The organism is Brachyspira pilosicoli (genome assembly GCF_036997485.1).
Taxonomy (GTDB): domain Bacteria; phylum Spirochaetota; class Brachyspiria; order Brachyspirales; family Brachyspiraceae; genus Brachyspira; species Brachyspira pilosicoli_C.
The window spans coordinates 423,523-436,161 of record NZ_JAWLPU010000003.1; the positions used below are offsets into that span (position 1 = coordinate 423,523).

Annotated in this window: 10 protein-coding genes; 4 read left to right on the forward strand and 6 right to left on the reverse strand. The window is 27.0% G+C overall.

The features are described from left to right. Positions 1-11: 11 nt before the first annotated feature. Positions 12-422 carry a thioesterase family protein gene (locus R4I97_RS09825; protein WP_335784863.1) on the reverse strand — a complete coding sequence of 137 codons (411 nt, stop codon included), beginning with the start codon at positions 420-422 and terminating at the stop codon, positions 12-14. Positions 423-593: 171 nt separating this feature from the next. Between R4I97_RS09825 and R4I97_RS09830 the strand changes: the two genes are divergently transcribed. Further along, a complete protein-coding gene (locus R4I97_RS09830) occupies positions 594-1,337 on the forward strand; it encodes a PilZ domain-containing protein (protein WP_335784864.1) in 744 nt (247 codons plus the stop codon). Between the two features lie 11 nt (positions 1,338-1,348). Continuing rightward, a complete protein-coding gene (locus tag R4I97_RS09835) occupies positions 1,349-1,930 on the forward strand; it encodes a 5-formyltetrahydrofolate cyclo-ligase (RefSeq protein ID WP_335784865.1) in 582 nt (193 codons plus the stop codon). Here R4I97_RS09835 and R4I97_RS09840 read toward each other — a convergent pair. Next, positions 1,927-2,436, reverse strand: a complete 510-nt coding sequence (locus R4I97_RS09840) for a chemotaxis protein CheW (RefSeq protein ID WP_335784866.1) — start codon at positions 2,434-2,436, stop codon at positions 1,927-1,929. The two genes, R4I97_RS09835 and R4I97_RS09840, sit on opposite strands and share 4 nt — an antisense overlap. 339 nt (positions 2,437-2,775) lie before the next feature. On the opposite strand from R4I97_RS09840, the gene R4I97_RS09845 reads away from it, so the two are divergent. Together R4I97_RS09845 and R4I97_RS09850 are read left to right on the forward strand one after the other, a co-directional pair. After that, positions 2,776-5,052, forward strand: coding sequence for a heavy metal translocating P-type ATPase (locus R4I97_RS09845; protein ID WP_335784867.1), 2,277 nt, complete (start codon positions 2,776-2,778; stop codon positions 5,050-5,052). A gap of 535 nt (positions 5,053-5,587) precedes the next feature. After that, a complete protein-coding gene (locus R4I97_RS09850; protein WP_335784868.1) occupies positions 5,588-6,241 on the forward strand; it encodes a DUF4405 domain-containing protein in 654 nt (217 codons plus the stop codon). A gap of 160 nt (positions 6,242-6,401) precedes the next feature. On the opposite strand, the gene R4I97_RS09855 is transcribed toward R4I97_RS09850, so the two are convergent. The 4 genes from R4I97_RS09855 to dnaG form a co-directional block, all read right to left on the reverse strand. After that, positions 6,402-8,297 (reverse strand): tetratricopeptide repeat protein, encoded by a 1,896-nt coding sequence (locus R4I97_RS09855; RefSeq protein ID WP_335784869.1) that lies wholly within the window; start codon positions 8,295-8,297, stop codon positions 6,402-6,404. After that, positions 8,269-8,796: a transcription antitermination factor NusB gene (nusB, locus tag R4I97_RS09860; protein WP_335784870.1), complete on the reverse strand. Its 528-nt coding sequence runs from the start codon at positions 8,794-8,796 to the stop codon at positions 8,269-8,271. The genes R4I97_RS09855 and nusB overlap by 29 nt, the downstream gene beginning before the upstream one ends. A gap of 269 nt (positions 8,797-9,065) precedes the next feature. Next, positions 9,066-10,829 carry an RNA polymerase sigma factor RpoD gene (gene rpoD, locus R4I97_RS09865; RefSeq protein WP_335784871.1) on the reverse strand — a complete coding sequence of 588 codons (1,764 nt, stop codon included), beginning with the start codon at positions 10,827-10,829 and terminating at the stop codon, positions 9,066-9,068. After that, positions 10,819-12,633 carry a DNA primase gene (dnaG, locus tag R4I97_RS09870; RefSeq protein WP_335784872.1) on the reverse strand — a complete coding sequence of 605 codons (1,815 nt, stop codon included), beginning with the start codon at positions 12,631-12,633 and terminating at the stop codon, positions 10,819-10,821. The genes rpoD and dnaG overlap by 11 nt, the downstream gene beginning before the upstream one ends. Between the last annotated feature and the right edge of the window lie 6 nt (positions 12,634-12,639).

The window sequence follows — 12,639 nt, forward strand, 5'->3', positions numbered from 1 at the left end:
ATTTTCCTTTTTTATTTCCCTTTAGCCATTATATTATATAGGTAATCATCAGGTTTAACTATATCCCCATTTTTATTTATAAAAGGATGAAGTGTATATCCAGTTGTATGCAGTATATCAGGGTTGTTTTTATTTCTAATTTCATATTTTAATTTTAATGATACATTTTTTAATTTATCTACAGAAGTATGAACCACAATTAAATCATCGTATTTTATTGATATTTTATAGTCTATAAAAACTTCTTTTACAGGTAAATATAGCCCATAAGCCTCCATTTCTTTATATGAAATACCTAATTCTCTTAAAAGTTCGGTTCTTCCTATCTCAAAAAATTTAAGATAATTAGCATGATAAACTATTCCCATTTGATCAGTATCAGCGTATATAATTCTTATTTCAGTTTTATTAATATGCGGCATATATTTTACATTCTCCTTTTAAAGGATATTTTTATAAATATATTATAACATAATTATAAAAAATTATAATACTAATATTTATTTGAAATAGGAGAAATATTTTACTATAATAGTATTGTATAAATATTTAAATATGTTATAGTTAATTTAGATGTATATAAGGAGCAAAGAATGGATAAAGTAAAGGCTGTATTAATAGAAAGCGATTCTAATATTATAGAAAAATATAAAAATGGGCTTTCAGCATCTTTTGATATAAGCACTTTTAAAGATACTCATTCATCTATGTCATATATTATTAAAAATAATGTAGATATTTATTTCTATATGATTAGATATAATGAAAAAGATGAAAATAGTATTAGTTTTTTTGCTGATAAAATAAAAGATATTAATCCTCAAATAAAGTTAGTGATTATAGAGGCTGAGGATAATTTTAATAAAGATAAATATCCTTATGCGATAGTTTTTAATAATAAATCAGAAATGGGACATATTAATGATATTCTTTTACAGTATGTCAATAATAATGACAGTTCACAGAGGAGACAATATTCAAGAGTTAATTGGCCTTTAAATGTTATAATAGCGTATAAAGATAAAATGCGCGGCACTATGGAAAGAAATATATTATCTATTAGCGGTAATGGTGCTTATATTCGTTCGGATATTAATATTCCAAATAAAGGTGAAATGCTTGGCCTTACTATTTCTTTTAGAGATTTTAAATTATTTACAGAAGCTAAGGTAGTTTTTATAAATAATGGTACAGAAAGACCTAATTTCCCTAAGGGGTTTGCTGTGCAATTTATAGATATAGGTATGGCTTCACAGAAGATTATTGACCAGATTATAAGAGATAAATTATTACAAGAAATATTGATAGAATATGAAGATGAGCATTTTTCATCATAATTAAAATTAAAGTGGCTATAGAAGAAGAGAAACAAATTTTAAGAAAATCATTAAAGCTTATACGAAGTAAGTTAGACAGCAAGTTTATAGAGAGTAGAGCTGCAGCAATTACTGCTAAATTCTTTAGTATAGTGGATATAGATAAATTTAGAGAAGTTTGTTTATATATAGATTTCGCAAATGAAGTTCCAACAAAAAATATTATAGAAAAACTGCTAAATAAAAATATTAAAGTGTCAGTGCCATATATAATAGATAATCATAATATGAAATTAAAATATATAGAAGATTATAATAAGGATATTAATTTTAATACAAGGTTTGGTAATGGAGAGCCTTTTTTATATTGCAAAGATTGTAATATAGAAGATATATCTATGTTTATAATACCAGCTTTAGCTTTTGATGAACATTGTAATAGAATAGGATTCGGAAGAGGCTATTACGATAATATTTTGAAAGAAAATAAGAATGCTTTAAGAATAGGTCTTTCTTATGATTATCAAATTCTTCCTATACTGCCTAAAGATGATAATGATGAAATATTAGATATTATAATAAGTGAAAATAAAGTGATAACAGCGATATTTTAATTTTCTATATTTTCTTCCATATCGTCATCATCGCCGACTATTAGTTTTTCCAAGTCAAGAACGACTAATAATTTATCTTCTAATTTAGCTACACCTTTAATATATTTTTGACCTATTCCAGACAACATAGGAGGAGGAGGCTGTATATTAGAAGTAGAAATAGATACTACTTTGGAGATTGCATCTATAATAATACCCATGTCTACATCATCTATTTTTACAATGATAATACCAGTATTCTTTTCACCTTCATTTTCCTCTAAGTTAAATCTCTTTTTTAGATCAACTATTGGTATAATATTTCCTCTAAGATTAATAACGCCTTCAACATAATCTGGTGCATTAGGTATAAGCGTAATTTTTTCCATTTTAATAATTTCTTTAGCCTGCATAATGTCTATAGCATATTCATTATTACCTAATTTAAAAGTAACTAAGTTAATACTATTTTCTACATCAACCTTATTTTCATTATTTTCAATAGGTTGTTGTTCTATTTCAGCCATATATAACGCCTCCATATAATTTTTGCAGTTATTAGATTATCGGAAATATATTTGCAAAATTAATAAATATTGTTCTTATAATTAGTATTATATTTTATTATGTTTTTGTTAAAAAGTCAATGAATATGTACTTTGATATATGTTGGTATATATATTTTTTAGTAAAATATATTGTTTATAATTAGATTACTAAAAATAAACTAAAACTCATTTTCTAAATATACCCCCGTACACCATACTTGAATTTTATTAAAAATATATTATAATAATAATATTGTTAGATTATTGTAACATTTTATAAAAAATAGTAAAATACGTTTTATATAGGGGTTTATATATATGAAAATGACTTTAAAAATAGGAGGCATGCACTGTGCTGCATGTTCAAGGGCAGTAGAGAGAGCATTAAAAAAAACAGAAGGCATTGAAGAAGCCAATGTTAATATAGCTACTGAAAAAGCAGTGTTTAATTATGATGAAAAGAAGATTAAATATGATGATATAGTTAATGTTATTGTAAAAGCAGGATATCAAGTTTTGGGCAAAGAGGAAGACCCTGCAGTTGTAAAGGCAAGAGAGATAAAAGAGCAGAAAATAAGGCTTATAGTATCAGCAATATTTTCCATACCTTTGTTTTATATATCAATGGCACCTATGGTAAGTTTAGTTAAATTTCCAATACCTAGTTTTTTGGTGCATCATTTAAATCCTCAAGTTTTTTCTATAGTTGCAATATTTTTATGCGTACCTGTTATGATATCAGGATATAAATTTTACACATTAGGTTTTCCTGCGCTTTTCAGAGGAAGCCCTAATATGGATTCGCTTGTGGCAATAGGAACTACTGCAGCATTCAGTTATAGTATTTATTCTACTGTTTTGGCATTTATAGGACTTAATCCTCATGGAGATAATCTTTACTATGAATCAGCTGCTGTTATAATTACATTAGTACAATTTGGTAAATATTTAGAAGCAAGAAGCAAAGGAAAGACAGGAGAGGCAATAAAAAAACTTATGGGGCTTCAGCCTAAAACTGCCACTATAATAAAAGACGGAGAAGAGAAAGAGATAAAAATTGCAGATGTAAAAGTTGATGATATAGTGTTAGTTCGTCCGGGTGAAAAAATTCCTGTTGACGGAGAAATAATAGAAGGATACAGCAGTGTTGATGAATCTATGCTTACAGGGGAGAGCATACCTGTTGAAAAAAGTGTTGGAGATAAAGTAGTTGGTGCTTCTATAAATAAAACAGGAAGTTTCAAATTTAAAGCTCAAAAGGTAGGAGCTGATACTGCATTAGCACAGATTATAAAACTTGTGGAAGATGCTCAGGGTTCAAAAGCTCCAATAGCACATATTGCAGATGTTGTTTCTTCATACTTTGTACCTGCAGTAATAACTATAGCTTTGATATCAGGGATAATTTGGTTTATAGCTCTTCATAATTTCGTATTCTCTTTAACAGTATTTGTATCGGTACTTGTTATAGCTTGTCCTTGTGCTTTAGGGCTTGCTACACCTACTGCAATAATGGTTGGTACTGGAAAAGGTGCTGAGCTTGGAATACTTTTTAAAAATGCTGAAGCTTTAGAAGTTTCAGGTAAAATAAATGCAGTAATGTTCGATAAGACAGGCACTCTTACAGAGGGAAAGCCTTATGTTACTGACATTATTTCTGATGATAAAGATAAACTTCTTTTAATAGCGGCAAGTGCTGAAAATGGAAGCGAACACCCTTTAGGTGAGGCAATAGTGAGAGAAGCAAAAGAAAAAAATATAAAACTACTTAATATAGAAAATTTTAAAGCTATAGCTGGTTTCGGTATAGAAGTATTTATTGATAATAAAAAAGTTTTAATGGGTAATGACAAACTCATGAATAAAAAAAATATCAATATAGAAAATTATAATTCATATATGGATAAACTTTCAAAAGAAGGTAAGACTCCTATGTATGTTGCTTATGATAATAAACTTTTAGGAATAATTGCATGTGCTGATAAATTAAAAAAAGAAAGCATTGAGGCAATAAATAGACTTCATAAACTTGGAATAAAAACTGCAATGATAACAGGCGACAATAAAAACACAGCTAACTCAGTTGCAAAAGAAGCAGGTATCGATATTGTATTTGCAGAAGTACTTCCAGAAGAAAAATCTAATGAAGTAAAAAAACTTCAAGAACAAGGTTCTACTGTTGCTATGGTAGGCGATGGTATAAATGATGCCCCTGCCCTAACCCAAGCGAATGTTGGAATAGCTATTGGAAGCGGTACTGATGTTGCAATTGAGAGTGCTGATATAGTATTAGTAAAATCAAACACTAACGATGTTGTGACTGCCATAGAATTGAGCAAAGCTACTATGAGAGATATAAAACAAAATCTATTCTGGGCCTTTTGCTACAATGTAATAGGTATACCAATTGCAGCAGGAGTTTTGCATGTATTTAGAGAGCCTTTAATAGCTTCTTCTATAGGAGGATTTTTAACTGCTATTATGGGTAAGGATTTGCTTTTAAATCCTATATTTGCTGCTCTTGCTATGAGTTTAAGTTCTGTTTCTGTTGTTACTAATGCTTTGAGATTAAACTTTTTTAAACCAAGTAAATAACTTTATTTTTTTAATATATTTAATTTTTTATTCATACTTTACTCCAAAATCTATGTAGGTTAAAATTAATTTTAATTTACATAGATTATTTTTTTATAATTTTGAACGCACACAGTGTGAAGCCAATAAATAATAATAAATTATTATTAAAATTTTTCTAAAAAATCAAATTTTGTTTACCGTGCGTTAATTGACGTGCAAATTTAATTAATACTTGGGCGGGTGCTATAATTTATAATTTAGCATTAAAATAAATTAAAATCATAGTTTGAAATTAATCAGAAAATATAAAAAAGGGCGGGTATGTAAATAAAATTTATTTTTTATCTATATCAAAATAAATAAAAACATATTCATCATAAATTAATATAATAAGCATAATTTTTTATATAAAATTTATTAAAAAAACAAATTATAAGAAACTTTTAATCATTCAATTCGTCTAATAAAGTAAATAGCATGCTATATTATCTCAATAAAAAATTACTTTGTAACTTACAAATTAACTAATTTTGTAATAGGAGGTAAATTATAGATGAAAAATATAATTAAAATATTTATAGATATAATAATGACAGTTCTTTTTTTCATTTTATTAGCATATAATCTAACAGGCCGTACCATACATGAATATTTAGGATTTTTGATTTTTGCATTTTTCATACTTCATCATATATTAAACTTTAATTGGTGCAAAAATCTATTTAAGGGCAAATATAATTTAACCAGATCATTTAATACATTTATAAATTTTATGCTTTTTATATGTATGCTTGGGTTAATTATAACTGGTGTATTATTTAATAAAGATATAGTAGAATTTTTTAATCTTAGCAGTATCAAGGTAGTTAATAAAAAACTACATGTAATTTGCAGCTACTGGGGATTTATATTTATGTCTGCACATTTAGGAATGCATTGGGGTATATTTATAAATATGAGTAAAAAATTTATAAATATAAAAAAACAAATATGCATAACAATCGCTTTATTAATAGCTATATATGGAATAGTTTCATTTATAAAAAGAGATTTACTCAATGTAATGCTTTTAATTACAAAGCTTACTAATTATGATGAGCCAGCTATGTTTTTCTTTATGGACCATATTGCTATAATGGGGCTGTTTATATTTATTACTTATTATTTACACATATTAAGCAACAAATTAAATAAAACTGAGCATTAATGGTTCAAAGATAAAGTAAATAGTGTTATTAAATTAATTTATGGAGTTTTTCATGGATTTCTATATTTTCTGGCATTTACTATGAGTTTTATTTTTGAAAATGCATTAACAGTTAATTATTTAAACCGCTATAAATATTTTTATGGCGGTTTATTATATATTAAAAATTAAAATTATTCTTTTTGTTTAATACTTGTCTCAATCCTTCTTTAGCTTGACTATCTCCTCCATTATAATTTAAAGCATTTCTATAACTTTCTTCAGCATTGTCCAATTCATTTAATCTAAAATAGCATTTACCTAAAGCTAAATTAATATCAAACATTTCTTTTTTATCTTCTGCTATAGACAAAGCTTCACTATAAGCATATATAGCATCATTATATTGAAGCCTTCTATAACAATAATTACCATAAAGCATATAATTTTCTACTTTAGGAGACATTTCTACAAGTGCCCTATAATATAAGCTTGCTTCATTATATGAGCGAATTTCTTCCATCATTGTAGCCAAAGTTTTCCAAGCAGTTTCCCTTATAAATGTAGTGTTATTTTCATCATTGGCTGCTACTAATAAAGATTCATTTGCTTTTTTGTATTCTCTATTTTTATAGTATAGCATACCAGCTCTATACAAACTTTCTCTGTCATCTGGGTATTTTGATAATGTGTAATTATAATAATTTAAAGCCTCGTTGTAATTACCTATGCTTTCATAATATATAGCTAAAGTCCTGCTAGGAAAAGCGTTTCCCACAGATTCTTTTATTGAGTTTTCAAGTAATTTAATTCCTCTGTCTGAGTTTCCATAATATAATTCTAATTCTCCTAATCTTGGTTTAAATATTGCTTTATTAGTTTCTATAGTATATATCTCTTTATAATATTTCAATGAAGTTGTAAATGCTTTTTGCCTATAAGTAATATCTCCGAGTCTTTCTAAAGCTGTTTTATATAAATCATCTTTTTTATCCAACATAATTATCTTTTTATAATTATCTTCAGCCTCTTCTAAATGATTTCCCTTATAGTAGGCATTTGCAAGTAGCCCTATAGCCTCATAGGCATTAGTATAATTTTTTATTTTAGATAGTCTGTAATAATATTTTATAGCCTTATCATAATCATTTTCTTCTTCGTATAAATTTCCCAAAGCTATAATAGTATCAATATCATTAGGATTCTGATTTAATATCTGCTCATATACTTTTTTAATAGAATCATAATCTTCAACTTGTTCATATACTTTTACTAATCTTTTTACCGATTCTACCTGTGTTTTTGAATTAGCCAAACTTTTCAAATACATTTCTATAGCACTGTCTGTATCTCCTGCTATAACATATATATCCCCAAGAACATTAGCAGCCATATCAGCATATTCATTATTGCTTTTTCTTACTAATTTACTTAAAGTATCATAAGCTAAGCTTTGCATTCCTTCATTCAAAGCTATTATGCCAACATTAAACATGGCCTCGTCATTCTCTTCAAGCTTGAGTACTCTTTCATAATACCCTTTAGCTAAGCGAGGTAAATCCCTATCCATATAAAATTTACCTATAGTAAGTAGGGTAGGTACGTAATTTGAATTAATAGATAATGCCTCTTCTAAAGTTACTAAAGCATCATCATACATCTCCATATTTAAATATGTTATTCCTATATTATGTTTTAATTCTTCGTCAAAATATAAAGAATTACTTACAGAACTAAATATCCTTAAAGCTTCTTCGTAATTTTCTGTATCATTATATATTTTGCCTAATAAAATATTTGCTTCATATTCTTTTTTTGGATCTATAGTTGTTGCTATTTCTTTTTTTAATATTGATTTTGCTTTATTATAATCTTTTTTTCTATAATATTCTTGAGCTAAGGTATATTCATCTACTATTCTTGGATTTAATTTTATTTTGCCTTGGTTAATTGCTACATTTAAAGATATTATAGAAATTAAGCCTAATGCTCCTATAGACAATATAAATACAAAGATTCGTATACTTTGAAGTTTTTTTTCAATTTTTTTATTGTATATCTTCTTCTTGTATTGCATCTAAAATCCCATTAACAAATTTATAAGAATCTTTATCACCAAATATTTTAGCTATTTCTACAGCCTCATCTATTATCACAGATTTTGGTATATCTTTTAAATATATAAGCGAATATATAGACATTCTTATTATAGATTTATCTACATACTGTATTCTTGAAATATTCCAGTTTTTAGAATATTTTTCTATAATACTGTCTATTTTTTGTAAATTGTTTATAGTGCCTTCAACAAGCTCTTTAGTAAAACTATTATTAGCTGCTTTTTTATCATCATATTCAAAATTTAAAAGTTCATTTATACTTACTTTTTTCTCATTTATTTCATAAGAATACAAAGCCATAACCGCATATATTCTTGCCTGTCTTCTTGTTCCATATTTTGATAAATCTAAATCTTTTATTTTTTCTTTAGATTTTACAATCACTTTTTTCTTGATAGCTTTTTTAGGTGCTTCAGCATTTACTTCTTCATTATTATTGTTTATTTCTTCAGACATACATTTCCCAGCAAAAAATTAGTTTTCTGTAATTATTTTCGGCAATGATATGCTTAAAAAATAATTACAAATTGTATTTTTATATATATAATATTAATAAATATTTATAAAATTAGTAGCAGAATTTTTAATTATTTTTTACAGTAAAAACTTAGAAACATTTAAATATTTTTATATTAATAGCTTATTTCTAATTATGCAAAAATACAAATGAGAATAAAAAATAAAGGGAGATGTTTATAATAACAAGCTCCCTTTTAATTTTTATATTAAGAATCTAAGAACTCTTTTAATTCTTTCTTTTTGGAAGTGGCTCTTAATCTTCTTATTGCCTTAGCCTCAATCTGTCTTATACGTTCTCTTGTAACTTTAAATACATATCCAACTTCTTCTAAAGTGTGGTTATACCCGTCATCTAAGCCGTAACGCATTCTAATAACTTTCTGCTCTCTTTCAGGTAAATTATCAAGCAAAGAATCTATATGTTTTCTTAATATTTTAAAAGTAGTGATATTTTGAGGGCTTTCAAACTCTTTATCTTCAATAAGCTCTCCAAGTATTGTATCTTCTTCATCGCCAATAGGAGCATTCAAAGATACAGGATCTTTTGCAACATTTCTTACACTTTTTACCCTGCTTTCAGGCCAGCTTAAAGCTCTTGCTATTTCCTGTATAGAAGGCTCTCTTCCATATTGCTGCATATACTGCCTTAAAACTCTTGTTACTTTATTTATTTGTTCTATCATATGGACAGGTACTCTTATAGTTCTTGCCTGATCGCTTATAGAACGAGTGATAGCCTGACGAATCCACCAAGTTGCATAAGTTGAAAATTTGTATCCTTTTTTATACTCAAATTTATCAACTGCCTTAATAAGACCAATATTTCCTTCCTGTACTAAATCAAAGAAATGAAGTCCCCTGTTAGTGTATTTTTTAGCTATAGATATAACAAGCCTTAAATTAGCCTTAACAATATGGTCTTTTGCCTGAGCAATTTTTCGTCTTGAAGAATCAATTTTTCTTACCCATTCAACTAAAGTTTCTTTATCTGTACGAACCTCATCATAAATATCAGCCATACGAACTTGAGAATTATGGAAACTTGTTAATACTGCTTTTATAGCTTCCGGAGTAATATTAAACTCATCAACAAGTCTAGTATATATCTTTTTGCTTCCGCTTTCAATTTCATTGTAGTAATTTTCAAAATCACTTATCTCTTTACCGTATCTCTTTTCTAATTTTTCAAAATACTCTTCTATCTGATTGATTCTATGCAAATAAAACTTTAACTTCTCTGCAATTCTATCGATTTCCATTCTATTAAGCTTTACTTTGCTTAGCAGTTTTACTATATTTTCTTTTATCTCATTTTGCTCATTTGTAAGAGTTTTTTTAGTTTTTTGTGTAGTTGCTTTTTTTATTCTCTTATCTAAAGCTAAGTATTTTTCTGCTAAATCAACATATTCTTTTTCAAAGTTTTTATATTTTCTCTCTAATTTTCTTTTTTCTTGTGTTGAAACATTATATATTCTTGGCGGTTCTAATATCTCATGTATAGATACCTTACCGCTATGCACACATTTTATAGTGTTTAAAACCTCTCCAACAACTAAATGAGTGTTTAATATAATGGACTCTATTTCAGATTCTCCCAGTTCTATCTTTTTAGAATACTCCACTTCATCATCATGTGTAAGCAAATCAACTTTACCTATCTCTTTAAGATAAAGTCTTATAGGGTCATCATTGTTTCCAACTTTATCTTCTACATGTATGAATCTTGCAGCATCATCAATTTTATTTTGATTTTTAGAAAGACTTTCAAACTCTCTCTTGTCTTCGACAATAGCAATCTTTCTTGTACTTAATAATTGAAAAAGTATATCCATTACATCAGTATCCATATTGTCTATGGCAGCATTAATCTCTTTGAATGTAAGATATTTGTTAGCGTTTCCTTTTTCAAGCAATTTTCTAATTTTTTCATTATTTTTAATTAGAAGATCGCAATCCTCTTCAATCATCATAATCACTTCCTTGATATAGTTTTTCCTTTTGCTTATTTAGTAAATGTATTTCACGGGCTTTATTACATATAGCTTCAAATCCTTCATTACTGTGGAGCGTTGTAGTTTTTAATACTTCCTCTCTCCTATAGTCTATATCCCCGCTTTTTATCTTTACAATAAGCTCATCTAATTTTTCTTGTATATTATCACTATACAGTTTTTCCTTGCTTCTTATCTGATTAGCTATATGCTCGTTTCCTAATACGTTTAGAGCATCTTCAGCTGTTGCATCTTTATTAAGAGTTAAGAGCCTTATATAAAATTCCCTTGTGATATCTTTTTTAATAAGATCTACACCTATCTCTTTCTCTGCCTCTTTTATTAAAGATGGATTCAAAGCAAGTAAATATATTAAACTATTTTCATAGTAAAATTTATTATCTTTTACATTTTTTTGTAAAGCAGAAACAGTTTTTGTGTTTTGAGCTTTATTAGTTAAAGTCTTTAAATAATCTCTATTGAAAGCATCTCTATCAATAGAAAGTTCTGATGAAACATGAGAAATTATCATTTGTTTTTCTGTCTCACTTTTCAAAACATCTAAATACTTATAAAACAACTTTACTATATAGAGTTTTTCTTCTATACTAAGTAATGCTATATCTTTATTAGCTGATGTTTTTAATAAAAAATCATACCAAGCAAGTTTTTTATTATATAGTATATCAAAACCATTAGCATTATTTATAGTAAAAAACTCATCTAAATCTTTAGTTGTTTCTATCAATAGTATAGTCAATTTTAAATCAAACTTCAATAGTGTTAATATAGCCATTTTAGTGGCTTTTTGCCCAGCTTCATCATTATCCAAAGCTAAAACTACATTGTTGGTATATTTTTTTATTTCTTTTGCATGTTCTTCTGTAATGGCAGTACCTAAGCTTCCAACAACATTTTTTATATTCATTTTGTGGCAAGCAATAGTGTCCATATAGCCTTCTACCAATATAACTTCATCTTTTTTCATTATATGTGTTTTGGCTACATTTATACCATATAAAGTAGATTTTTTCTTAAATATTAAACTTTCTTTTGAGTTTAAATATTTCGGCTCTTTTCCATCAATGCTTCTTCCGCCAAAGCCTATAATCTCCTCTTTTTCATTGATTATCGGAAACATTATTCTATTTATAAATGTGTCATAAAAATGGTTCGGATTATTTTTACTTATGCTTGCTAAACCTAATGCATTTATATTGTTTGTAGTAATATTATTTTCATTTAAAGCTCTAATTAGAGCATTCCAGCTTGGAGGAGCATATCCTATTTTGAATTCCTTTATAATAGAGAATGGTATTTTTCTTTTTTTTAGATAATCTATAGCCTCTTTATAAAAATATTCCCCATTATTATTTTTTAATAAAAGATTTTTACCAAAGAAGTTGCAAGCTATTTTATTTATTCTTTTGCTTTCTACAAATATTTGGTCTTTATGTTTATTTTTTTGAGAGAAAAAATTGCTGGTATCAATAGAAAATCTATTTCCAAGATATTTTACAGCTTCTTTAAAATCCATAGCCTCTTTTTCTTTTAGGTATGTAAATATATTTCCTTTAGCACCGCATGTAAAACATTTATATATACCTTTAGAATCGTCAACAGACATAGAAGGATTTGCCTCTTGACCATCTTTATGAAAGGGGCATTGAACGGTATACTGATTGCCGCCTCTTGATATAACTTTATATCTATCTCTCAATATATCTATTAAAGAGACATTGGATAAAAGCTGATTTAGTTTTTCTGTAAATAAAGTATCCACAATGTT